This window comes from Bacillus sp. FSL R5-0585 (genome assembly GCF_038004545.1).
Taxonomy (GTDB): Bacteria; Bacillota; Bacilli; order Bacillales; family Bacillaceae_G; genus Bacillus_A; species Bacillus_A cereus.
Map to the genome: position 1 here is coordinate 3,402,215 of NZ_JBBORJ010000001.1, position 26,223 is coordinate 3,428,437.

A 26,223-nucleotide genomic window follows, 5' to 3' on the forward strand; every position below is an offset into this window, starting at 1 on the left:
CGGCGATTCTCGGAATATATCAGCGATTCAACACAATATATCAGCGATTTTTTAAATTTATCGGCGATTCGACATGCAATATCGACTTACCGACAAATTTCGCTAATTCATCTACCTAAACCACCAACCAATTACACATCAATACAAACTAAAAAGGTCACCCAAACGGGTGACCTTCCTTTCTTATTCACAAACAAGAATTTGTCTAGTAAATGATCCTTTTCTTGTAATACAGCGATCTGTAATTTCAAATCCTGCTTCATGGATCATGTCGTCCATTGTTTCCATCGTGACAACGACTATTTTTTTCGCGATGCGGCGTGCACTTGAGAGAATTGATAGTTGATCTTCTGGTGTGGCGTGCGTAAATAGATCGTACGGCATATCGATAATGGCAACGTCGTAGTTCTCAGTAATTTCCTCGATTGGTCCTTTTGTTACTGTTCCTTCAAATCCGAAATGTGCGATATTTTTTCTTGTTCCAAGAACTACAAGTGGATTTATATCTCTACCAACGATGTTAATCCCCATAGAAAGTGCTTCTACTACTACTGTTCCAATACCGCAGCACGGGTCAATTGCTCGTACTCCCTCTGGATTTGGTACAGCGATATTTGCAACTGATCTCGCAACACGTGTGCTAAGTGATGTCGAATAACTATGCGGTTTTTTTATGTGATGATACCAAACTGGTTCGCTTTCTACATAGTGCCCGAAGTACCAGCGTCCTCCAAGAGGAACAATCCCGAATACACGCTCTGGATTACGAACATCCGCTTCTCCTTCAATATGCATGCCAAGGTCTCGTTCAATAAGACGTCTTTCTCCATATTCAATTTTATTTTCTCCAACGAGGTCATTGATTTTAACGAAGATAACTTTAAACGACGCCCCCGCTAAATCAATTTGTTCCACTTGTTTTAAAATGCTTTCTAAGTCGTCCCCTTCATACATAACCTCAACGCGCTCTTTCATAAACGCACTTCTACTCGGGTCAATTTTTACATCACTTTTTAAAATATTAACGTGCGACTCCATTCCAAAGAACGAGCGCATTTCCAAGTAACATAAAGCACGCTCCTCCTCACGAAATGCATACGTATATATACAGGCAGGTGTTTTACTATGATTATTCAATCTATTATCATCCTCTATCGTTTAAAATTGTTATGATTACAATTACTCAAATACTTTTCTTTTGTATATAAAATTAAATGATATCATATGCCGGAAATAAAGAGAAACGTTAATAAATAAAAGAGACTGCCAATGGCAATCTCTTATTATTTATTAACGGAAAGAAGACACGTTGTTACCCATTTCCTCATAGTAATCTAAAATACCTTGATAAATAGCTTCCGCTGCACTTTGTCTCTGCGCTGGTGTAGCTATTTTATCTGCATCACTTTTATTATCTACAAATGCTAATTCTGCTAATACAGCTGGCATTGTATTTTCTCTAATTACGTATAAATCGCCTTTTTTCACACCACGATCTTTTGTTCCCAGTGCATCTACAAGACGCTCTTGAATTTTTTCTGCTAGTAAACGACTTTCTGATACGTTAGGATTTGTTCCTCTTGCTGTCGCTGATTCATAGTAGAATGTTTCTGTACCTTGTCCATTTTTCTTTTCCGTACCATTACCATGAATACTTACAAAAATATCCCCATTATTTTTTTGAGCAAATTCTACACGTTTCTTTAAAGAATCAGAAGCACTTGTTCCTGGACGTGTATCATCTGTACGAGTGAATAACACAGTAAATGGTGTCTTTTTCTCAAATATCTTCTGTAATCGTAGTGATACATCTAATACAGTTTCACTTTCTTTCTCATAATAACCTGGATTACCTGAATCCGCTCCACCATGACCTGGATCAATGATAATCGCTTTTCCTTCTAAGAAGTTACCTTGCTTCACTGGATTTAATTGATTTTTATTAACCCATTGGAAACCAGCGCCCATACGGATACGAATCCAGCTGCCGTTCTCTTCAATAACAGTTACTTGTTGTGCGTTATGTGTTCCCATTACTTTTGAAGAAGAAGAAGCTTCTGCATAAGTAGTGAACCCTTCATTAATAACTTCTGTTTTCTCTACTAGAGGTGTCCATTTATCACCTTTACTTGTTGCAATTTTAATCCATCCATCTCGTTCTTCTTTAATTTCAACCATTTGTGGATTATGCTGATTCGCACTAATCCCAGAACTTAATGATGGTGCGTGATATGTAATGAATTTTCTATCTATGTACATTTTCTTTGTTTCTACTGGACGATCACTATTCTTGCTAAATTTATCTGTTTGCGCAGTAAGCTGAGCTGCTTGTTCACGCGTAATAGAATCATTCGGTTTCCAGCCATTCTCTGTACCTAAAGAAAGTTTTAATTCTACTAAAATATTAACTTCTTCTTTACCCCAATGATTCTCTAAATCAGCGAATTTTGTAGGAACTGGTCCTGTTACTTTGCTTTTCAGATTATATGCTCTTACAAGCATAGCTGCCATTTCAGCACGAGTTACTTTTCCTTCAGGATCAAATACTCCTGGTTCTCGCCCTTTAATAATATTCTCTTTTTCCATGGCTGCAATAAATGAAGCTGCCCAACTATTTTTTGCATCATTATAAGACGGCTTTGCATTTGGATCTATTTTAGCACCAATTGCTGTTGCGATAATCTTTGCTGCCTGGGCGCGTGTTAAATTTCCGTATGGCATAAAGTTACCATCTGGCATACCGTTAATTACATTTCTCTCTACTAAATAATAAATTGCGTCTTTTGACCACGCACTATCTGAAACATCAGGAAATTTCTTCGTTTCTGCTAAACTACTAATTGGATGTGCTAGTAAATTTGCTGCTAATAAACCTGCGGCTATTGCTTTGTACTTCATGAAAAATAAATCTCCTCTCAAAACTTCATATTCATACAATTTTTTTAATCAAGCTAACTAAAAAATATTAACTATTAATTAATTCCTTTCATAGTGTATAACATTATATATCTATAGTAAATACGTTTCCGGCCGTATAACAAAAATCGCATATATATAACTTATAATGAATGTATATAAAAAAACTTTAATCAGCTCACAAATAGCGGGATAAAAAAGCGATTAGAACATGTCTCCTAATCGCTTTGCCAAATAAAAAGCTGATTAAAAATAATATCTTTAATCAGCTCTCTATTATCTATGAAATTATTCTTCAATTAAATTAGACATTACATATGCATACACTAATGCTTCTGTATGCGCAATAGAACTTTCATGTGTACGTTCAAATGCGTGAGAAGAATCAATACCCGCTCCAATTAAAGCATGTTTCACATCAAATCCCGCGCGAATCGCAGCTGATGCATCAGATCCGTAGTATGGATAAATATCTACTTTATATTCAATATGATTCGTTTTCGCAAGCTCTACTAAATGTTTACGCAGTGCGTAATGATACGGGCCGCTAGAGTCTTTTGCACAAATAGATACTGTATATTCATCAGATGCTTGTCCATCACCTAACGCTCCCATATCAACTGCTAAATATTCAACAGTTTCTTCTGGAATGTTAGAGTTACCACCGTATCCAATCTCTTCATTATTAGAAATTAAGAAATGCGTCGTATATGGTAATGTTACGTTTTCATCTTGTAATCTTTTAATTAATTTTAATAAAATCGCAACACTTACTTTGTCATCTAAATGACGTGATTTTATGTATCCACTCTCTGTAATTTGAACGCGCGGATCAAATGAAACGAAGTCTCCTACTTCAATTCCTAATTCGCGTACTTCATCAGCTGAAAATACGCGCTCATCAATACGAACTTCAATATTTTTCTCATCGCGTTTTGCTTCACCTGCATCTTTATATACATGTACAGATGTTTGATGCATTAAAATCGTTCCTGTATATGTCTTGCCACTTGATGTTTCAATTTCGCAATATTCTCCTTCTACAGAGTTCCAGCGAAATCCACCAATCATAGAAAGACTTAGGCGACCATCAGGCTTAATTTCTTTCACCATCGCACCTAACGTATCAACGTGTGCCGTTAATAAGCGGTGCTGCGCATCATTCTTCCCTTTTACCGTTAAAATAAGAGCTCCCTTATTATTACGCTTCGTTTCTACGTTCCACTCACTGACATAGTTTTCAATGAAATTAATAATTTTTGCTGTATTTCCAGATGGACTCGGAATAGAGACAAGCTCCTTAATCAGTTCCATCGTTTCTTTCGTATGATGTGCCATTGTCGTTTCCTCCTCATTTTCTCTACTATTCAGTATACAAAATTCTCCAGAAAACCTCTACTTATATAGCTTAATTTTCTAAATTGTAGTAAAATTCTTTTTAGTATACAAAAGGAGTCCTGAAATATGAATATATCCAAAAAATATATACACATTGCACTCATTTGGTTTTTAGCATCATTATTTTGTTTACAAATCTCTTATGCCATTCATACTACTACTTCTATTACAATCGGCTGGATATTAACAGCTATCTTCTTCATTATTAGCTTCATTGCAACAAAAAAACATAGCGTTACTCATTAACGCTATGCTTTTCCTATAAAACTATTCTTCTGAAACGTCTAATAAATAAATCCCTCTTTCAAATCCACCGCGCTCTATCTCTTTTTGCTTACGAAGGCGTTCCACATCTTCAATCGATGCACCTTCTGCACGTGCTAATGAAATGATAACCTCTAGCGCATCTGCAAGAGAATCTAGTGCATGTTCGCGTTCTTTCATAGAAGCAAATTCACGAATTTCTTCCGTTCCAATTTTCGCTAAAGCTTGTATGTATGCTTGACCTGTTAATTTTTGTGCTGTATACGTTTTTCCAGACATTAAAATCTTCTCTGGAACACGATCTCTTACTAACTTGTTATATGCTGACATCATTCATCCTCCTATATTTAATAACATCCGAGCTCTGCTTTATAGAAAAACCATTTTTTCTTCACGCACGCACTTAACATATCAATTCCTGATCCATGTGCTCTTACATGTGGAAAGAAATAGTGCTCTAAGTCTTCGTCCTTACCATATAGAGTTTGATACTCATCTGGAATCGCTTCTTTTTTCACATCTTTTTCTTTCGTCACCCCGTCAGAAAATGCAACACTTGGATGTCCCTCAAAAAATAACGCAGTCCGAACTGCCAAAGATGGTGTACTATGCAAAGCAGAATATGTAAGCAGAATAATAGTGATAACACCGATTATTTTCTTCATGTATTACTCCTAAAAAAAAGTGCTAACACAATTATACTAAAATGTGTTAGCACTTTCTCCCCTTTATCCCGAATTAACGAGCTAATAATCAGTGAGGAATGGACAAACTTTATTCCCCTTTAAATGCTGGTAAACGTTTCTCTAAAAATGCAGCAATACCTTCTTTATGATCCGCTGTTTGTCTCATTGCATATTGACCACGCTTTTCTAATTGCAATGTTTGCTCTAAATTAGAGCGATTTACTTCACATAAAATTTGCTTCGTTTGAATCATTGCTTTAATCGGTTTTTGTGACCATTCATTAATTTTTTGTTTCACAGCCGTTTGGAAATCTTCGCCGATTACTTCATCAATTAAGCCGATATCAAGCGCTTCTGTCGCTGATAATTTCTTACCTTCCCAAATAATTTGCTTCGTCATATTTTCACCGACACGCTTTTGAAGGAAGAAATGACCGCCTCCATCTGGAATTAAAGCGATTCCAATAAAGTTCATTGCAATAACAGATGATATATCCGCCATTACATAATCAGCTGTTAACGCAATACTTAACCCAAGACCTGCAGTCGGTCCATGAATTGCACTAATAACAAGCTTTGGCATCGTATATAATGTCACGACAACTTCAGAAATGGTATTCATAATGCCATCAAACTTACTTTCATCATTACTTGAAAGCATCGATTTAATATCCCCACCCGCAGAAAAACCACGGCCGTTCCCGCATAACACAACGATATGCGCAGAACTTTCCGCTACTTCTTTCAACTTTTGTAATAACTCTTTTAAGGTCGGCTCATCTAACGCATTTAACACCTCTGGGCGATTGACCATAACCGTTGCAACGTGGCCTTCATATTTCACAACGACAGATTCTGTTTTACTTGTTATTTCCATTATATATACCCCTCTTTTCTCCATAAAGATTATACTTATATAATTATAGAAAACCACTGAAAAATCCTTCTTTTTTCTCAATTTTCTGTCTAATAATCTCGCAATTTGTACATTTACCGTATAAAACATACAATTCCGTTGAAAAATATAGAAATTAAAGTCGGTTTATCCATGCTTTTCATCTATTTACCATTACAATGAAATGGTGTATTCTTAAGTTTGATAAAAAAACAAATATTGAAATTCATTCGCCTTACTATGTAAAAAAGGCTTTATACCCATCTTTTGGGTGTTGTAATAAAGGAATGAAGAACTGGAGGAACATATGGTTAATAAGTTGAAACAAACGGATAACTACTTCCCACATTTCCTATTGCTATTCATTGTGTTTCAACCAATTTTAGATTTATTAACATCTTTTTCAATCTATATACTACACATGAGCGCAACAGTTGGAGTTGTAGTCCGTTTCGCCTTTATGCTTCTTGCATTAGGATACCTACTTCTTCATCACAAACAACAAGATGCGAAAAAGTACATCCTCTATTTATGTTTACTTGGAATCGCACTCGCAATCGGCCTTGTAAATAATATGATGGTTAAATCTCCAGTTTCATTTGGAGAAGAAGTTAAATTCATCTTAAAGAGCATATATCCAATTGTGCTACTGTTTGGATATATTATCGCCTTTAAAGAGCTAAAAAATAAAGAGTATGTATTCCATAAAATCATTACATATTTCTTATATGCAACTTTAATTTTAAGCATTACAATGATTGTCGCAATGCAAACTGGAACGGATTTCCCAAGCTATCCTCACTCAAAAATCGGTTCAAGAGGTTGGTTCTTCGCTGGAAATGATTTAAGTTCTCTTTTCGCCATTATGTTCCCAATCATTGTCTTATATTCGATTCATAAAACAACTTCTTTCTCGAAAATATATTACTGGATTCCAACAATACTTGCGATGTATGCAAGTATTATGGTCGGAACGAAAGTCGGATATGGCGCAATTGTTATTACATTAGGCGTAGCACTTTTCTTCTCATTCATTGAATATATGATAAATCGTAAAAAAGAAGGAAAAGGATTCACACATATTGTAAATACCGTTGTTGTCGCAGTTATACTAGGAGGTTTAATTGCTCTTACACCGCATACTCCTATCGCAAAAAATATGGGCATTCACATGCAAATATACGAATACAAAAAATCAGTACAAGAAGAGAAAGATCGAAAAGAAGGAAAAGTAATTAAAGCAGATCCAGAAGATGCAAAAAAACATGCAAAAGGTGAACTTACAGATTCTGAAGTAAAAAGTTTAATTTACAGCGATCGCGACAAATTCTTAAAAACATACAAACAGTACTATAAAGACGCACCGCTTTCACAAAAACTATTCGGAATGGGTTATGCTGGTAACTACACAGATAAAATTAAATTAATTGAAATGGACTTCCATGACCTATTTTTCGCATTTGGAATTATCGGTTTCCTTATTTACTTAATACCACTTCTATACTTTGGTATTACATTATTCATCCGCATGATCACAAACTTTAAGAAAATCATGAGCGTAAAGTATATGCTATTAGCGAGCACACTCATTCTATCACTTGGCATTGGCTTTATGTCTGGCCACGTATTAACAGCGCCAGCCGTTAGCATTTTCTTCGTTGTTATACTCGCCTATATCATTGTTGATTTTGAAATTGAATAAAGTGAAACTTTAATCAGTGGGGGTTTTGTTCATCCCCCACTGATTATTAGTTGAACCCATCGGGCTTTTACGGGCAGTTCATTCCCCACCTAACTTCCTTGCTTCCACTGAATTTTGAGGTGGGGGATTACTGCCCGGCAAATAGCGGGATAAAAAGAAGGTGCTACGAAATATTAGTAGCACCTTCTTTTTTATTTAATTAATGTTTTACGTATTCTAAGCTTTCTTTTGCAATATACGCTTCTGTTACAGTAGGATTATCTGAAATAACTTTAACCCACGCTTTTCCATTTATTATCTCTTCACCAGTAACTGTGACAACTACATTTGTATTTAAACGATACAGTCGCTCATTTGATATACTAGGATTCTTTTTCACTTCCACGTTATTCATCACACGTGCAAGTTTGTACTTGTTGTATTCTTTTTTACCTAAATAAGAATCAAAACGGTTCATATGCCCCGCTACTTTTTTACCCCAGTTCGCATCAGATGCATATTTCGCATTTAAACCAGCAGCTTTATCACCTGTATATGTTGCTGTATAACGCCAATGTCCTGGATTTAAATATCCTTCATTCATGTATAATTTTGCTGCATGTTCAATACAATCTTCTTTTGAATTGAATGCTTCTCCGTTACCATATGGACTATCGTCTGTTGCTTTTAAACCAAATAAATTATTTTTGTCTTTTGCAAGAGCGCTTGTTCCATAATAACTTTCATGAATTGCTAATGAATATAAGAATAATGCATTTACATTATACTTGCTTTCTACTTCTTTAAATTTCTTTCCTAAACCAATTAATGGAGAGTCTGGCTTAATCGATTTCACATAACTATCTAGTTGTTCAGCTGTATAATCTGTTTTCGAACGTAATGATAAATAATTGAAATATTGATAGAAAGTTTCGTCTCCGAATGTCTTTCCATCTACACTATACATTTGCTGTCCTTGCTTCATGAAAGAAGGTGCCACACCATATCTAAATTCTGTATATCCAGGTGAACTTGTATTATATGTATAATATTTATGGTATAAATATCCATCTGATTTCACATAATAAGAAGACTGTTTCATTTCATTTTTAGGAATTAAAGTGATTTCATTCTTCTTCACATAACCTGTCAAACCAGAAAGTTGAACTTTCACACGATCTTCGCCAACTTCTAACACTTTCAATTCTGTTCCATACTGAATATACGTATATACTGTTGCTAAATTCTCATCATAAATATTAATGATGTTTTGCCCAGTTATTCTTTTCGCACTTGCAAAACCATCTTTAATCCATAAAAATTCGTTCTCGTATTTTACCGCATTCATACCTTTATTTTGAGCAGCCGTAACCGCTTCTTTATACGTATTATAGCGCTCTACTTCTTGCTCTGTTCCGTTTTCTCTTACATTTGTCACAACATATTTCTTAGTTTCTACAGGATTGCTATTTCCGTTTTTTTCAATCGTCTGAAGCATGCGATCCAACATAGCTGAAGCCATCCCTCTTGTAGCTGATAAATGTGGTCTAAATGTATTATCTTCTGGATACCCTTTAATAATTTGAGTAGCCACCATAACTTGCACATGCTCTTTATAGTTAATACTATCTTTATCAGTAAAGGTAAGCGGACTTACAGCTACTTTAATATTTTTATAGTCTAACGCTCGCTTTACCATTATCGACATTTCTTCACGTGTAATCACATCATTTGGTGAGAACGTCTCGTTCGTACGACCATTAATAATTTTTGCTCCATATGCTCTACTTACACCATCATATAAACCGTAAGTCTTCGGCACATCCTCGAAATTCGAATCAGCTTTCGGTAAATTTAAAGCCCTCGCTATGAATGTAGCAAACTCTGCTCTTGTTACTAATTTATCAGGCGCATATACATTGTCTCCATACCCCATTAAAACTCCTTTAGTAATAAGTGAGCGCATATTCGTCTCAAACATATGTCCTGTAATATCATCATTTGCCGCATAACTTGAAATAGGAGTTAAAAGTAATGATCCCGTTAATGCCACTGCTGTTATACCTTTTGAAAAAGTCTTCAAGGTTATCCTCCTCGTAATCTACGAATTTATTATCACAAATTTGATTATATAATAATCACAATCATTTTAGCATAATAAATAGGAATTAAAATAAAACGTTTTGTAATTAGAATTTTCATTACATTCAAAACAAAATAAAAGACACTTTACTTTTTTAATAAAGTGCCTTTTTCCATATGATTAATGAGTTTCTTTGTTGCCTGTTTGCCTTGCAACCGAAGCTCATCTATTGTCAATTGTAACTCTTGCTGCACAGTTCCTTGTTGCATTAATTGCTTTTTCGCAATTTCATATAAATATTCAGCACTCCATTCGCCATCCACACTTCCTATAACTGGCTGATTCACTTGACTTAAAAACGAATCAATTTTCGGATCGTATGAAATCCCGACCATTGGAGTTTTGGCTACAGCAGAAAAAACTAGTGCATGAAGCCGCATACCAATTAGTAATGAACATTGTGATAAAATGAATATTTTCTCGTCGATATCCATTTTATATGGAAGCATATACGTCTCTTCTCCCATTAAGTCTACTACTTCACGCGAAGCTTTTTGATCAAATGGCTCATGCATTGGAACAAATAGAATTTGGTATCCTTCTTGCTTTAATTTTTTTAATGCCGCAGCTAATTTTTTTATATAATCTTCTTTTGCATTCCAATAACGCACACTAACCGCAATTACTTTTCCATGTATCGAATGCTTTTGCAACCAATCCGATTGTTTTGTCCGTTTCCATGTTAAAACAGGGTCTGGAACAATTTCAATATCGTTTTTTATGCCAAGTTCTTTTAAATATAAAAACGAATCCTCATCTCGAACTGATACATAGGAAGCTTTTGACAAGTTCCATTTTACTAATAGACGATTATATCCTTTTGTAATTGGACCTATTCCTTGTGAATAAATATAATACGGCTTTTTTAATAATCGAGCGAGTCCCATAATACCCGTATAATATAGAATACTCTTCGTACTTGTCTGATCTTGAAGAAGGCTCCCGCCACCGCTAATAACTCCATCACTGTTTTTGATTGCATGATAAACAGCTTTTATATCCCAGCGATCTACCGATTCTACACCATACATTTCCTTTGTATATTTAGAATCATTTGATAGTACTACTAGTTCTATATCCGGGTTCTCTTTACTTAACGATTCAATAATTGATTGTAGAATCGCCTCGTCTCCAACATTATAAAAACCATAATATCCTGATAAGACTAAACGCACCCTAAATCTCCTCCAAAACTAGGTAACCGTTTATTTCATCTAACATAAACTAGTACCCATTCCTTACCTAAACACTTGATACCCTACATAGTTTCCTCTTTATCAGTTCATATGAATTATAATAAAAAATTAAATTTCTATATTTATCTTTTTAAAAATGGTATTTTGTTTATTGATATCCATTTTAATTTTAAAGCACATACACCATACAAAATGGTTGTAATACTTAATGCTATACCACTGAATAATAACGTCATAATTCTTGAAGATGCAATATTTATCAAATTACATAATTCATACAATCCTAGTCCCAAAATACATGCTATTGCTAGCACACCAAAAAAGCTTTTTAAATGAATAGAATAGGCAATATAGCTTCGAATATACAAATGATTTACAATACAAATCAATACGTAAGTAATTAATGTACTATACGCCGCTCCATCTATGCCAAACTTCTGCACGAACATTATGTTTAACACGACTTTCACACAACTCGCACCAATAACAATCCATGCAGCTTGTGCAGAACGGTTAATGCCCTGTAAAACACCTATTGATAATACCATAACCGCAGTAAAATACGAACTGCCAATCATAACTGTTAACATACTACTACCTTTTACATCTGTGAACAATCCGACATTTAACGGTACTGTTAATGCCATCAACCATATTGTTAACGGTGCTGTCAAAACATGCGCTAGTCGATTTGTATTTTGAATTGTTATTTTCGCCAAATTTATATCTCTTTTGGCCAATGCGGAAGTTAAGAGTGGTATTAACGGAAATACAATTGCACTTGCAAAAATAACAATTATTTGCGTGAATGCAAAACCGCGACTGTATATTCCAAATTGTTCTTGAATTTCTGTTGATGATCCTTGTAATACATGTGGTATTGTAAGGGAGTCTACTAAATTTAAAAGTGGCATTGATAAAGCTCCAATAGCGATTGGAATCGATACCCGCAATATCTTTTTGCCGTTTTCTCTCAAATCTCGGAGCGAATAGGAATTGCTTTTATTGTAGTATGGACTTCTATTATACTTTATACGCAAATATATAAGCGAACTAATGACTCCAAGAAAAGAGCCAACCATCGCACCACTAGTAATAACAGTATTACTCTTATCCCATGATACTAGTATGTAAGCAATTATTAACATAAAAAACACACGTACAAATTGCTCAATGACCTGTGATACCCCTGTTGGTTTCATATCACCGAAACCTTGAAAATACCCTCTATACACCGCCATGTATGGCGCAATGAGCAACGCTAGTGAAGTAATAAGCAACGGCATTCTAGTTTCTTGTCCACCAAGCATATTTGCAATTTCAATAGAAAATAATACAATGACTAAACAGCCGAAAACGCCAAATGCTATCCCAATAATTGACGCTGATTTAAATAATTTCGCAATTTCCTTTTGCTTATTTTTTTCGTTCAACTCCGCAATTAGTTTTGAAATTGCAAGTGGAACTCCGGCTACCGATAATGTAAGAGCAATCATATATACAGGAAAAACAAGACGAAAAATACCGAGCACTTCATCTCCTGCAATATTTTGTAATGGAATTTGAAAAAAACTACCAAGCAATTTCGACAAAAAAGTTGTAATGGTTAAAATTGCTGCTCCTTTTACAAATGTTTTATTCATATTTTTTCTCTTTTCTTTTATACATATACTCTCAAACATATTGTTTTAAACAATAAGGATTCATTTTATCCCATTGGTTATCATAACAAATTTATTATAGGTTGAATACTTGGTTTTTTTTTCAAAATAGAAAAGCGAACCCTTTTAAGCCTGTCTCTTTACAATATTTTTTCTAATTCCTTCCATTATATATGTACACACTATAACCTTTTCTGTTACGCAAAAAGAGCCCTTCCTCTCTATCACTGCGATACATGTTACTAAAAACATTATAAAAATATCCCACAACTCTACATTATAATTTATGTAAGATTGTGAGATATTCTAATTACCATCTAAACACTTAAGATTTTCAATTGCTCTTTCTGTTCATTGCTTGCCATTACTGCGATTGTTTTTTCAATACTCGGATGTACTTGCTCAAGCTTTACACTTGCTCCTACTTTATTTGATTGCTCAACAAAATTTAATAATGCCATAGCTCCTGATACATCCATATAACGCACATCTTTCATACGTAAAACAACCGGTGACTTCACATCTTGTAAAGTAGAGAAAATACGATCTACTGATAGGAAAGAGAGCGGCCCTTGAATTGTGTACGTTTCTTCTTTTTCTTTTACGATAGAAGTTTTGCGTTCTTTACATTTCACCATATATATGATGAACGAAAGAATAATACCGAATGCAACAGCAATCATTAAATCGAACTTCACCGTTACAATCATCGTTACGAGCATAACAACGACATCACCTTTAGGAGCGACATGCATCTTTTTCATGCTTCCCCAATCGAACATTCCAATACCAGTTAAAATTAAAATACCTGATAATACAGCAAGTGGAATATATTGTACGACCGAACCAAGACCCATAATAAAAATAAATAAGATAACACTATGCATACATGCCGAAAGTGCCGTTTTACCGCCACTTCTTATATTCACGATAGACCTTACAGTCGCACCTGCACCTGCTAATCCGCCAAACAATCCGCTCATCATATTACCGATACCTTGTCCGACCAGTTCTTTATTACTTTTATGACGTGTACCTGTCACATTATCCATTACGACCGATGTTAACAACGAGTCAATCGATCCTAATAAAGCAATACTAAGCGCTGGCAAAATAAGTGCTGCTATTCCTGTTCCACTTAAAGATGGAATATGAAGCGTAGGCATCGCTTCTGGAATGGTTCCAATCTTTTCAATTACTTTATTTAGTGAAAGATTTCCGATAATCGGTAACTTTACTGTAAGTCCTTCGAGTAAGGAAGAAAATAAAGGTAGCAAAGCTGTCACACCGACTAGTGCTACTAAACTAGACGGAATCGCCTTAATCCATTTACCAGAAACAATCATTACAATAATCGTTAACACAACAAGTAAAAAACTATTTTGTACGTGCTTTATTTCGCCTAAAATAATGATTAATGCAATACCATTCATAAATCCCGAAACGACAGGATACGGAATATATCGAACGTAAGAACCGAGCTTACATACACCGAATAAAATTTGAAATAACCCTGCCATCATAAAGGCAATAAAACTTGCCTCTAACCCGTGCGTCGCAATAACTCCTGTTGCAATAACGGTAATTGGTCCAGTTGGTCCTGTTACTTGCCCAGGTGTCCCGCCAAATAACGCTGCGAATAAACCTGCAAAAATTGCACCATACAATCCAACAAGCGCTCCCTCAGACGTTCCTGTCGCAGCAATACCAAATGCAATCGCAAGTGGTAACGCAACAATCGCAACAGTAAATCCTGCTAAACATTCCTTTGCTATTTTTTGAAACATAAAAAAACCACCTTTGTATAAAGTCCATGTTCCATTGTACACCTAAAAAGATACATTCGTTAGCTCACTTTTTACATTCTCGTGACGTAAACGTATTCAACGAAAAGTTTTCCCCTTATCTTTGGAAACAATTGCAACTATGCTATAATGAACAAATTAAATCTTTTACTATATACTTGGAGGCACTATGCTAACTTTTGAAGAAAAATTATCGATTATTGAATCTTTCCCAGAACTAGAAAGAAAGAACGTATCATTAAAACGTGTAAACTTCCACTTTGAAGAAAGTCGTTTAGATAAAAAGAACGTTGTATTTCATTTACACCCAAATGGAAATGGATTTGTATATGCAAGCGGTATTAAAGGTTATAAAACAGATGATAAAGGCATGGTTAACATCCGTGAGTTTTCAGCAGAGGAGTTACGTTCAGTAATTGAGAAATCAATTGACCTTCTATCACAAGAAGAAGTAGTAGCACCTGTAGAACCTGCGAAAGAAGAAGAATGGCAGAACGAAGATGGTCATATTCTTACTCTTATTTCAGAGGATGACATGTGGAACGTGTACGCTGGTGTAAACTTAGACGGTACATTCAACTCTTATCCAGAAGCTGCGGAATACCTTGATGAAGAAGGCTTTTCACGCAAATAAAAATAGAAACCTATTTTATTCAACGACTTTTATAGTAATCAAAGAAGACACTTAAGGTGTCTTTTTTTGTTATATAAACTCCTTTCTCACACTATCTCTATTAATTTTCATAAAATGATTCAGAGGAGGTTTATATGAATACAACTGCTAAATTAATAACTTGGAAAGAACATGGCGATATGATTATTCTAGAATGTGAATTAAATGGAAAACGCTTCGAGATATCAACATATAAACAACGAATATATAATGCACACCTTTTATCAGCTGACGTTTATATTCGTTTAGACTCATCTGATAATATAATTGGAATAAATATTTATAAAAAGTAAGAAAAGCCCCCTATTCGTAGGCGGGCTTCATCTTTATTACACAATATTAGAGTATACTCTCTTTTTTTTCATACAGTTTATGTAATTATACATATTCATCAAAAAATACACTAAATGAATATTACATGTAGTAAAATATAACTTGTGGGCACGTTCTATAAAGCAGATTCTTTTAAAAGGCGTAACATATCAATTATTATAGGGGATGTGGCGTCACTTCGATATTGATCTCAAATCTCTTGTCTTTTGTGAACTAACAATCTAGTGTATATAGACGATTCTGCTTTATAGTGTGTGTTTACACTCATAACAAAGGGGTAATGGTAATACGGATAGATTCCGATTCGTATGAAATGAAATGGTTCAAGTCGGAGAGAGGCACCTTAGGGTGTCTTTTCTTTTTGTGCATTACATCCCTTTTGTTTTTCCACCTTATTTCAAATGCGCTAATTAACCTTCACCAAGAAGAAATGAGAATTAACAAAGATATTGTTTCTTCTGTTTAATACAGAAAAATGCAGGATACCCCATAGATATGGGGCATCCTGCATTTTCTATTTTTTCGCACCTTTCAACGACTCCCTCAGTACAAACTTCTGCAACTTCCCGCTCGCATTACGAGGGAGTTCATCTACAAATAAATAATGACGCGGACGTTTATAATCTGCTAGTTCATCACTTTCTTTGCAATACGTTTCTAAATCAGCTTCTGTTATTGTTTCATCTTTCTTCACAATAACTGCCACAACACGCTCTCCCCATAATTCATCTGGCTCACCAAGTACCGCCACATCTAATATACCTGGATGACTATGAAGGAAATCTTCAATTTCACGAGGATAAATGTTTACGCCACCGCTAATTACCATATCATCAACGCGATCAGCAACGAATAAATAACCGTCTTTATCAAAATAGCCTAGATCACCAGAATGATACCATCCTTTATACATCGATTTTTTATTCGCTTCTTCACGATTATGATAGCCAGCCATCATAGTTGGGCCGCGTAAAATAATTTCTCCCACTTCATAAGGAGGTAATACATCATCTGGTTCTGCCGGTGCATCCTCGTTCGGTTTCACAATACGAACTTCATGGCTAAAACATGGCGTGCCTGCTGAACCAGCTTTCGTAATTTGATCCTCCTCTACGAGAAACGCAACAACTGGCCCCATTTCTGTCATTCCGTATATTTGAACAAGATCAATATAAAGACGTTCTTTACATTCCTTCACTAACGCCGGTGCCATTGCTGCTCCGCCATATATACCGATTTTCATTGACGTTAAATCATACTGAGCTAAATCTTTTTGCAACAACATATTCCACATCGTCGGCGCTGCAAAGAACGTCGTAATCTTTTCTTCTTGAATCGTATGTAATACTGTTTCTGTATCAAAATGATGCAAAATAACATTCTTTCCGCCAACTTGAATGCGTGGTATGATTCCGGCATTTAATTCACCACAGTGATATAAAGGCGCAACAACAAGCCCAACACTATCTCTATTATATTTAAGGAAATACGTACAAATCATACTATGCTCAGTCATTTCGCGATGACGATGTAATACGCCTTTCGGATGCCCAGTCGTACCGCTCGTATAAAGCATTGAACAATAATCCATTTCATCAATTTCGATATTTACTTTCTCAGAAGATGCTTCATTCACTTTTTCATGGTAGGAACTTGCATAGGAAGGTTTATCGTTTTCTATAGACCAAAAAGATGTATTTGGAAAATCTCTTTCAATTATAGCAACAGTTGACTCAACTGCTTTTTCAAAGACAACGACTTTCGAGGATGCGTCCTGAAGAATATAAGATACTTCTTTCGCCTTTAAGCGGAAGTTAATCGGGTTAAAAATCGCACCAATTTTCGCACAGGCTAAGTAAACGTTTACAAATTCATGGCAATTATATAAGTAAACAGATACCGTATCTCCCTTTCTTACCCCTTCTTCTAATAGAGCGTGCGCTGTTTTATTTATTTGTTCATCCCACTGTTTATACGTCCAGCGAATATTTTTTTCAGGTTCCACTAACGCCTCTTTATTTGGATACTTACCAACTGATAAATCAAAAATTCTCCCTATCGTCATATACATGCCAACAATTTCCCCCTTTTCTCTTTCATAAATCTATCATTTCGTCCATAAGTAGACATTGTCCTCTAATGATTTGACTAATTTTTCTGATTATTATCGACATAGTTTTACATACGGTACCGTTAGACGGTAAATGAAATTATATCGGCGATTTTCAAAATATATCAACCACAACTCAATTTATATCAGCGATTTTTCGAATATATCGACTTACCGACAAAAACTGACAAGATATAATCGGACCGCCCGTTACTGCAGGATAAAAAAGAGGTTGTTCCGACTCGGAACAACCTCTTTCTTCTTATGCAAATAGCTCTTCTAAAATTTTCAGTTTATCTTCTGTATATTTCACAAAGCCATCATTATATGATTTTGGATCTTTCGGATTCGCAAAGTGCGTAATTGCTCCCGTCTTCGGATGAACAAATTTACTTGATGCACCACAACCAAGTCCGATAATTGATTGTACTTCTTCCATAATTACAATGTTGTAAATACTTTCTTGCGTCGGCATTGCATAACCAACATTCTCTAAGTTACCTAAAATATTCTTTTGACGATATAGGTAATATGGTACGTAATTATGCTTTTGCGTCCACTCTTCTGCTTCGTGCATCATCGCTGTAATTTCTTCGCGACCTGCTACTTTATATTTACGTTTGTTTTGCGTCATTTCAGAAGCACGTTTAAATGATAACGTATGAACTGTTAATGATTCTGGCATTAACTTTTCTGTTTCATCTAACGTATGCTTGAAGATATCTAACCCTTCACCAGGAAGACCAATAATTAAGTCCATATTAATATTGTTCATTCCCATTTCACGAGCTAAATGGTATTTCTCAATTGTTTCTTCTACAGTATGATGACGTCCAATTGCTTTTAGTGTCTCTTGATGGTATGACTGTGGATTAATACTAATACGGTCAATGTTCCATTTATTTAACACTTCTAGCTTTGCTGGAGTAATCGTATCTGGGCGACCTGCCTCAACTGTTACTTCACGCACATTTTTCACATCTGGGAACGCTTCATACATTTCTTCATACAGCATATCCATCTCTTCTGCTGTAATACTTGTAGGTGTACCACCGCCGTAATAAATCGTCGTAACTTTTACACCTTTTTCTTTTAAAAACTTACCAATTTCACGAACTTCATAATGTAAACCACCTAAGAACGAATCAACAGACCCTTGGCGTCCATTGATCGCATAAGCCGGGAATGTACAATATGCACATTTCGTTGGGCAGAACGGAATACCGATATAAATACTTACTTCTTCTTTCAAACGGTATAAATCCGGAACAACTGCTAATTGGCAATCAACAATACGCTGAAGAAGTTCAATTTTCTCTTCATGAATTAAATAACTTTCACGAAGTTCTTGATGCGCTTCTTCTTTTGACATACCATTTTGAAGCATTTTATGAAGAAGTTTCGTCGGACGTACTCCCGTTAAAATACCCCAGCTTTGTTCAATACCAGTTAATTGCTGAAGAACAGAAAGATATACATAAGAAACAACGTGTTTCACTTGCTTCATACGCTCTTTTTCATCTGTGAAAGCAGATAAATCTTTCGAGAATGTTTCTTCATACACATTTCCTGTGCTAACATCCGTTAATCGAGCGGATGCTTTCACATTATCCTCAATGTGTATATCAACGATCAGATTTGCTTCCTCTTGTTCAAATCCAATCGTACTATCTTCAAAAAATAAGCCGCCAATATTTTGTAGCGGACGTAAAAAACGATCATCTTGTAACGTTTTAATTGAAATTAACAACATTATCACCTTTTCATTTGCAAACTCTCTTTAGTTTACTTGAAGGGCGTTTACAGGTCAATACAGAAGGTTTTACCTGTTTCTCTTACATTTTTTCAAATAATTCTTTTTATGAATATCGCTCATGTATATAGACATCATCATTTTCTCTTGTTAAAATTTATTAGTGTTAAAATCGATACATAGTGAAAATACAATATAAAAGGAGGACTGTTAACACTAGATTCCACAATCTAATGTGTTAAAAACAAATATGAAAAAGAAATTTTATAGTGTTTTAACTCTCTCTCTTGCATTACAAACTGTTCTTGCACCTACTTATTCATTTGCAGAGAGTGCTGAAAAATCCGCCGAAGTATATACGGAGGATCAAGTTTTTAAAAGTATTAAAGAACATGTTAATGAGCATAGTACTCATGAAGAAGATATCGAGGTTACTGGCCAATTCCTACTATACACTTCAAAAAAACATTCATTATATACCGCGAATGATTTAAAAAACAAATCGAATATCGAGATTACAGAACAAGTCGTAACGGCGACAAAGAAAAAAGGAAATGCTTACTACATAACGACGTCAACTGGCGCTGGATGGATAGATAACAATGATAATAGTTTAGAAGTTCAAGAGATTCATAAACTATCTAACCAAAAATTAATCGTAAAAGAAGAAGCTTCCATACATGCACTTCCGTTCCAATCGTTTAAAGAAGAAGGGAAACTAGAGCCACAAGTCATTACTCCTACTGAACAAGCTGGAAATTGGTTTAAAGTCCAAATAAACGAAACAGCAAAATGGATTTATGCACCTTCTGCTACATTTGAAGGTACAAAAGCTTCATTATTAAAAAACAGTCGTACTGCTAAAAATAGTTTATTGAGATCGCCAGAAGCTCTACAAACAAACAATATTTATGGCGTTACATTTAAAGAAATGATTGTCCCAAAAGGAAATGACGATATTCGCCCTGGCTACCCGATGGTACCTAAATATATTACGATTCACGAAACAGCTAATACAGCGAAGGGTGCCAATGCTCTAAATCATGCAAAATTCTTAGATAATCAAGCACGCGGAACAGCTGATCGCGCCGCATCTTGGCATTTCACAGTAGATGATAAAGAAATTTATCAACATCTTCCAGTAAATGAAGTTGGATGGCATGCTGGAAATAAAACTGGAAACTATGAATCTATCGGAATTGAAATTGCCGTTAATCAAGATGGAAACTATGAAAAAGCGGTAGAAAATGCCCGTAAATTGGCAGCTTATTTAATGAACGACTTAAATATTTCTCTAGATAAGGTCCAAAAACACCAATTTTGGTCAGGAAAAAACTGCCCTGCGTTTATGATTCAACGCGGACAATGGGATGCTTTCTTAAAAGGAACTGAAACATACTATAAGGAAAATCAAAAAAATCCCATAACTGATGACATTACAGGTGGATGGTATGAACAAGACATTCGTCAATTAGCAGCTAGAGGCATTATGCAAGGAGAAGGGAACGGCAAGTACTTCCCAGAACGTCTTGTAACGCGTGCTGAATTTGCTACACTAATTACTCGTGCTTTACAATTACCAAGTGGAAATGCTAATTTCACAGACTTAGAACAAGTACACCCATCGTTAAGAGACGGTATTAATCGTGCAGCAAGCGCAGGTATAATCCGCGGACGTGGTGATAATACATTTGATCCAAATACTACAATTACACGCGAAGAAGCTGTTATTATGATCGATCGTTCTCTAAAACACGCTGGTATTTTTGCAAAACAAGTTGAACTACCATTCGTAGACCAAAACTTAATTTACGCTAAAGAAGAAGTACAAAGAGTGTATGGATATGGAATTGTAAAAGGTAATGAATTTAATCAATTCGTACCAAAAGGACCATCACAACGTGCACACGCAGCTGCATTTATAAACAGAATGCTTAGCGTAATTGAAGCTTAACATATTTATCATTCCATATAGATATTTTCATTTTATCTGTATTCACTTAAAAGGCATCAGAGATTATATATCTCTGATGCCTTTTATACATCTTTTAGCTATTTTTAGCCATGAATCTTAAACGTATGCCTAATAGCAGAAGCATAAAACCGATGAATGGAACGTAATTCGTATTGTGTCCTGTAGCTGGAAGTTGTTGATTATTAGAAGAACCTTGTCCTTTTTCTGGTAAATTAGGTTTTTCTACTCCCTCACCTGGTTTTTCTGTTCCTTCACCCGGCTTTTCTGTTCCTTCACCTGGCTTCTCTGTTCCTTCACCTGGCTTCTCTGTTCCTTCACCTGGCTTCTCTGTTCCTTCACCCGGCTTTTCTGTTCCTTCACCCGGCTTTTCTGTTCCTTCACCCGGCTTTTCTGTTCCTTCACCCGGCTTCTCTGTTCCTTCACCTGGCTTCTCTGTTCCTTCACCTGGTTTTTCCGGACCTTTTTCTGTATCTTTTTTATTTGTAATTTGAAGTTTTACAACTTCAATTTTTTCATTAGAAATCGTAAATTTCATTTCCTTATCGGATAAAGTATATCCTTCTGGCGCTTGGATTTCTTTTAAAATATAATCTCCTGGTTCTAACTTCTGAGAAATTGCTTTACCGCTCTTATTTGTTGTTAATGTGTCAATTTTTGTTCCGTCTTTCCAAATTTCAAACACTGCGCCTGCTAATGTTTTATTTGTATTATTAACATCTACCTTTGTAATTTCTAATTGACCTGTAATTTCTTCTTTTACTTTTTCATTCATAACTTCTTGTTTTACTACTTCGTTCGCTACAACATTTACTTCTACTGTTACTTCTAGCGCTTTATAACCTTCCGGTGCTTTCGTTTCTTCTAACGTATACTTTCCTGGCACTAAGCTTTCGAATTTCACAACGCCGTCTTTATTCGTTGTTTTCGCTTCTCCAACTATTTGACCAGCTTCGTTCTTTAATTTAAATTCTGCACCTGCTAGAACTTTTCCACTCTCCGCATCTTTTTTGATTATTTGTAAGCTTCCTAGTTCTTTTGCGTTTTCTATTTGTACTTCTACTACTTTGTTTGCTTCCACAACGACTTCAATTTCTTCTTTTAACAACTCATATCCTTGTGGTGCTTTCGTTTCTTTTAATGTGTATGTTCCTGGCTCTAATTTCTGAGAAATTACTTTACCAGTTTTATCTGTTCGTAACGTATCTACTTTTTTACCCTCTTTATACACTTCGAATTCTGCATCTGATAATACCTTCGTTTTATCTTCCGCATCTACTTTTACAATTTCGAATTGACCAAGGCTCTTACTGTTCGTTACTTTTACACCAACAACTTTTTCACCGTCAACTGTTACATGAATTATTTGTTTTGTTAACTCATAACCTTCTGGTGCTTTTGTTTCTTCTAACGTATATTCACCTGGCACAAGTCCGTCTACTTTAACCGTTCCAGCCTTATCTGTTGTAATTCCTTCTTTTACAACATTTCCTTTCGCATCTTTCAATGTAAATTCTGCGCCTGCTAAGCGTTTCGTTTGATCTTTATCATCCATTTTAATAATTTGTAGAGAACCTAAGATTTTTTCGTTTTCTGCCTCTACTTTTACTACTTCTTTCTCATTTTGAATTGTTACTTTCCATTCTTTATTTGAAAGTTTGTAGCCCGCTGGTGCTTTCGTTTCTTTCACTGTGTATTCACCTAGCGGTAATTTCGGTGACATCACTTTTCCACTCTCATCTGTTTTCAGTTCCGCTACCTTTTTACCATCTTTATACACTTCGAATTCTGCATCTGATAATACCTTCGTTTTATCTTCCGCATCTACTTTCACAATTTCAAATTGACCTGTTACTTTTTCGGGGATCTTTTTATTCACCACATCTACAGTCACTACTTTATTAGCCTCTACATCAACAGAGACTGAACTAGATGATAATTCATATCCTTTCGGTGCTTCTACTTCTTTTAATGTATAGCTTCCAACTGGAAGTTGTTTCGATAAGGCTTCACCTTTATCATCTGTAACAATTGTTTCCACAACTTTCCCATCTTTATCGATAACATCAAATTTTGCACCTGGCAGAAGTTGACCGGATTCACTATCTTTTTTCAATAATTTAAATTGGCCATTCTCTACTTTTTTCGTATTCTTCATAACAAGTTCAATTACGTTTGTATTATCAATTGTTACTTTGACTGGTGTATCAACTTTTATATATCCTTCTGGTGCATTTATTTCTTTTACAAAATAGTCACCAAGTGGTAAATCTTTAACTTCCGCAATACCCTTTTCGTTTGTTGTAACAGTAGCCACAACGTTATTATCTTTGTCTATAACATCAAATTTTGCGTCTTTTAAAACAATATTTCCATCGTTTTCATCAACTTTTTTAATTTGTAAATGTCCTTTTTCAGCTGCTGGCTTATTCCACTTTGGCCAGTTAAATTTAAAGTTATGAACCTCAAAACCATCTCTTTGGTGTAATCCTCCAACATAGGCTTGTCCATTAATAGAACCACCTTTTGTTTCTACAACTGCATTAGGTGCAAACACACTACCTACTACACCATAACCTTTAGTTGTTATCTTTGTAGCATTAGGAAATACCCAAATTACCTTACTAGCTAACTCAGTAAAAGATGAATTAGGGTCATATGCTTGAGATGTATTAATTAAATCCGTCGCCATCCCAGTATTTCTTGTATCATACAAAATTGCACCGCCACCAAAACTCACTTCTTCTGCATCTGAATAAATAACAATAAAGTCTTTATTCTCTACATTCGGAAGAAAAACGTCTTTTACATCAAATGTTTTCTTTCCAGTTTGGCCTGAAGAGACATAAATATTAGGGTTATTTACATCTTCACCGATGCCAAAGCTCATATTAGGTTTTGGCTTATCAGTCTGTAGTTTACTTGCATCCCCAATTACACCATCAACGTCTTTTCTAAATTCTTTAAACTTAGCATCAATCTCCGCTTGCTCTTTATAAGAGATACGGTCATATGATGTTTTCATTGCGCCATCTGGGTCACCGTCTTTTGTCATCGCCACTGTTCCATCTTGAATAATTACTTGTCCTGCTCCCGCTTTCGTAAATTGACCGCCTAGTAATAATGATGGATATCCTTCATCTACCCAAGTTGCTCCAGCTAAGTTATTTGCTCCAGTTGCAGCCGCTACGACTGTATAACTTGATGCGTTCATATTTTTCTGAACAGCCATCGCACCTTCAATATCCGCACTCGTTGCACTATGATCTCCAAAAATGATAGCGTTGTAATAAGATACATCACCTAAACCTTTTAATTCTGTTGTAGCCGCCTCTGCTTTAAATGGTAAGTGGATTAAAAAATTCATACATATTAGTAATACAACTATTAAACTACTACTTAACTTTTTAATTTTTTGATTAAATGATTTCCTCAAGAAATTCATTCCCCCTTTTAAACTTCCTAAAACCACAAAAAGAAGTACATATCATATGTACCAAACCTTACTCACATTAACTTAAAATAATCCATTTAAATAAAACAAAGAAACACTACAACTACTTAATAAGATTGCTACAATTCATTTTTGAAATAATACGTGAACTAAACTGTCATGCGGAAATACTTTTACATATGGGAGCCCAATAAAATTAATCTGAAGAATATTTCATGTGGTGTAACTATTTTGGCAACATCATTCACTTTACATTAGTTTTCTAAAGGATTCAAGTGAATTGTATAGATTTCATACACAATTCATATTTTAAAACGTTTCCATTCCTTTTAATAAGCTCAACAAAAAAACGTAGCCAAAAAGCTACGTTTTTCTGTCATCGTTTCGGTGTATTTTTGTGATTCTTCAGAAACGGAAGCGGGAATTGCTTACGGAAATGCTCTTTAATCATATACTCTACACCGTTTTCGCTATTTGAACGTGTAATCCAATCTGCTGCTTGCTTTAATTCTACAGGCGAGTTCCCCATCGCTACCCCAAGTCCCACGTTTTCAATAACCTCTAAATCTTCCATACTATCTCCAATCGCAACCATTTCATTTAGCGAAATATTTAAATGCTCTCCAAGCAATTGTAGTCCACGTAATTTTGATACATTTTGCGGTAAAATTTCTATTCGTTTTGAATCACATTCAACATACTCTACATCTTGGAACGCTTTTCTTAATGTGTTCAGTCCTCTTTCTTTTTCACCTTTACTTTGGAAAATAACATCAATTTTTGGCGCCGCTACCGGATGGTCCCGAAGCGCATCACCTAACGAATCTACAAATTGAACTGGATAAAATAACGGGTCTGCACTTGATAACACAGTGCGCGCAATTAAGTTTGGTGTATTTCTCTCACGATTTCCGATTGAAAACCGTTCATGAGAAATACGTACGTTACAATCAAAGTGCTCTAACACTTGCACAATATTAAAAGTCTTCTCTTCAGATAATCTTCTTTGAACGTACGGCTTATCTAACGTTGCTGAAACGAAAGCACCACCATGTGTCACTAATATAGAATCTAATTTTAACGCCTTTGCTACTTTATGAGCGGATTGAAAATTACGACTCGTAAATAACGTAACGTATACATCTTTTCTTTTCACAAATTCAATTGTTTCTCTTAATCCTTTTGCAATTTTTCCATTGTTGTATAGTAGTGTCCCATCTATATTAAGAGCTAGTAAGCGATAAATCATGTCGCACTCCCCCTCTTCGCTGTTGTACTCTATC

The 26,223-nt window shown here is 35.3% G+C and carries 19 protein-coding genes; 5 read left to right on the forward strand and 14 right to left on the reverse strand.

Features of this window, described 5'->3' with window-relative positions; genetic code table 11:
• Window positions 1-183 precede the first annotated feature (183 nt).
• From MKY38_RS17580 to MKY38_RS17590, 3 genes are all read right to left on the reverse strand, one after another.
• Complete coding sequence (locus MKY38_RS17580) at window positions 184-1,137, reverse strand: TRM11 family SAM-dependent methyltransferase (protein WP_341049285.1); 954 nt, start codon at window positions 1,135-1,137, stop codon at window positions 184-186.
• Between the two features lie 153 nt (window positions 1,138-1,290).
• On the reverse strand, window positions 1,291-2,898 hold the full coding sequence (locus MKY38_RS17585; RefSeq protein WP_078439312.1) for an N-acetylmuramoyl-L-alanine amidase: 1,608 nt from the start codon (window positions 2,896-2,898) through the stop codon (window positions 1,291-1,293).
• Window positions 2,899-3,204: 306 nt separating this feature from the next.
• Window positions 3,205-4,254 (reverse strand): M42 family metallopeptidase, encoded by a 1,050-nt coding sequence (locus tag MKY38_RS17590; RefSeq protein ID WP_000930085.1) that lies wholly within the window; start codon window positions 4,252-4,254, stop codon window positions 3,205-3,207.
• Window positions 4,255-4,380: 126 nt separating this feature from the next.
• On the opposite strand from MKY38_RS17590, the gene MKY38_RS17595 reads away from it, so the two are divergent.
• On the forward strand, window positions 4,381-4,560 hold the full coding sequence (locus MKY38_RS17595; protein ID WP_001027083.1) for a hypothetical protein: 180 nt from the start codon (window positions 4,381-4,383) through the stop codon (window positions 4,558-4,560).
• 21 nt (window positions 4,561-4,581) lie between these two features.
• Here the strand turns inward: MKY38_RS17595 and MKY38_RS17600 are convergent, their stop codons facing one another.
• From MKY38_RS17600 to MKY38_RS17610, 3 genes are all read right to left on the reverse strand, one after another.
• Window positions 4,582-4,908 carry a nucleoside triphosphate pyrophosphohydrolase gene (locus MKY38_RS17600; RefSeq protein WP_001277350.1) on the reverse strand — a complete coding sequence of 109 codons (327 nt, stop codon included), beginning with the start codon at window positions 4,906-4,908 and terminating at the stop codon, window positions 4,582-4,584.
• A gap of 17 nt (window positions 4,909-4,925) precedes the next feature.
• The gene (locus tag MKY38_RS17605; RefSeq protein WP_065224677.1) at window positions 4,926-5,243 is read right to left on the reverse strand and encodes a hypothetical protein; all 318 of its coding nucleotides are present in this window, start codon (window positions 5,241-5,243) and stop codon (window positions 4,926-4,928) included.
• A 109-nt stretch (window positions 5,244-5,352) separates the two neighbouring features.
• Entirely contained in the window at window positions 5,353-6,165 is an 813-nt protein-coding gene (locus tag MKY38_RS17610) for an enoyl-CoA hydratase (protein WP_001999174.1), read from the reverse strand.
• A gap of 301 nt (window positions 6,166-6,466) precedes the next feature.
• Here MKY38_RS17610 and MKY38_RS17615 point away from each other — a divergent pair, with 301 nt between their 5' ends.
• The gene (locus MKY38_RS17615; protein ID WP_065224678.1) at window positions 6,467-7,861 is read left to right on the forward strand and encodes an O-antigen ligase family protein; all 1,395 of its coding nucleotides are present in this window, start codon (window positions 6,467-6,469) and stop codon (window positions 7,859-7,861) included.
• 199 nt (window positions 7,862-8,060) lie between these two features.
• Here MKY38_RS17615 and MKY38_RS17620 read toward each other — a convergent pair whose 3' ends face one another.
• The 4 genes from MKY38_RS17620 to MKY38_RS17635 form a co-directional block, all read right to left on the reverse strand.
• Window positions 8,061-9,923, reverse strand: a complete 1,863-nt coding sequence (locus MKY38_RS17620) for an S-layer homology domain-containing protein (RefSeq protein WP_341049293.1) — start codon at window positions 9,921-9,923, stop codon at window positions 8,061-8,063.
• A gap of 146 nt (window positions 9,924-10,069) precedes the next feature.
• A complete protein-coding gene (gene csaB, locus MKY38_RS17625) occupies window positions 10,070-11,158 on the reverse strand; it encodes a polysaccharide pyruvyl transferase CsaB (RefSeq protein WP_044584175.1) in 1,089 nt (362 codons plus the stop codon).
• A gap of 143 nt (window positions 11,159-11,301) precedes the next feature.
• Window positions 11,302-12,822 (reverse strand): putative polysaccharide biosynthesis protein, encoded by a 1,521-nt coding sequence (locus MKY38_RS17630; protein ID WP_078439315.1) that lies wholly within the window; start codon window positions 12,820-12,822, stop codon window positions 11,302-11,304.
• A gap of 335 nt (window positions 12,823-13,157) precedes the next feature.
• Window positions 13,158-14,627, reverse strand: a complete 1,470-nt coding sequence (locus MKY38_RS17635) for a SulP family inorganic anion transporter (RefSeq protein WP_048655873.1) — start codon at window positions 14,625-14,627, stop codon at window positions 13,158-13,160.
• Window positions 14,628-14,814: 187 nt separating this feature from the next.
• Here MKY38_RS17635 and MKY38_RS17640 point away from each other — a divergent pair, with 187 nt between their 5' ends.
• Both MKY38_RS17640 and MKY38_RS17645 read left to right on the forward strand, forming a co-directional pair.
• A complete protein-coding gene (locus MKY38_RS17640) occupies window positions 14,815-15,279 on the forward strand; it encodes a hypothetical protein (RefSeq protein ID WP_000954998.1) in 465 nt (154 codons plus the stop codon).
• 134 nt (window positions 15,280-15,413) lie between these two features.
• Window positions 15,414-15,611: a hypothetical protein gene (locus tag MKY38_RS17645; RefSeq protein WP_001098262.1), complete on the forward strand. Its 198-nt coding sequence runs from the start codon at window positions 15,414-15,416 to the stop codon at window positions 15,609-15,611.
• Between the two features lie 554 nt (window positions 15,612-16,165).
• On the opposite strand, the gene MKY38_RS17650 is transcribed toward MKY38_RS17645, so the two are convergent.
• Together MKY38_RS17650 and MKY38_RS17655 are read right to left on the reverse strand one after the other, a co-directional pair.
• Window positions 16,166-17,722, reverse strand: coding sequence for a fatty acid--CoA ligase (locus tag MKY38_RS17650; protein WP_000281993.1), 1,557 nt, complete (start codon window positions 17,720-17,722; stop codon window positions 16,166-16,168).
• Window positions 17,723-18,023: 301 nt separating this feature from the next.
• Entirely contained in the window at window positions 18,024-19,514 is a 1,491-nt protein-coding gene (locus tag MKY38_RS17655; RefSeq protein ID WP_001999181.1) for a coproporphyrinogen III oxidase, read from the reverse strand.
• 250 nt (window positions 19,515-19,764) lie between these two features.
• Between MKY38_RS17655 and MKY38_RS17660 the strand changes: the two genes are divergently transcribed.
• Window positions 19,765-21,468 carry an S-layer homology domain-containing protein gene (locus MKY38_RS17660; protein ID WP_341049298.1) on the forward strand — a complete coding sequence of 568 codons (1,704 nt, stop codon included), beginning with the start codon at window positions 19,765-19,767 and terminating at the stop codon, window positions 21,466-21,468.
• A gap of 94 nt (window positions 21,469-21,562) precedes the next feature.
• On the opposite strand, the gene MKY38_RS17665 is transcribed toward MKY38_RS17660, so the two are convergent.
• Window positions 21,563-24,931, reverse strand: a complete 3,369-nt coding sequence (locus tag MKY38_RS17665; protein ID WP_341049300.1) for a SpaA isopeptide-forming pilin-related protein — start codon at window positions 24,929-24,931, stop codon at window positions 21,563-21,565.
• Between the two features lie 385 nt (window positions 24,932-25,316).
• Entirely contained in the window at window positions 25,317-26,189 is an 873-nt protein-coding gene (locus tag MKY38_RS17670; protein WP_000640415.1) for a Cof-type HAD-IIB family hydrolase, read from the reverse strand.
• Window positions 26,190-26,223 lie beyond the last annotated feature (34 nt).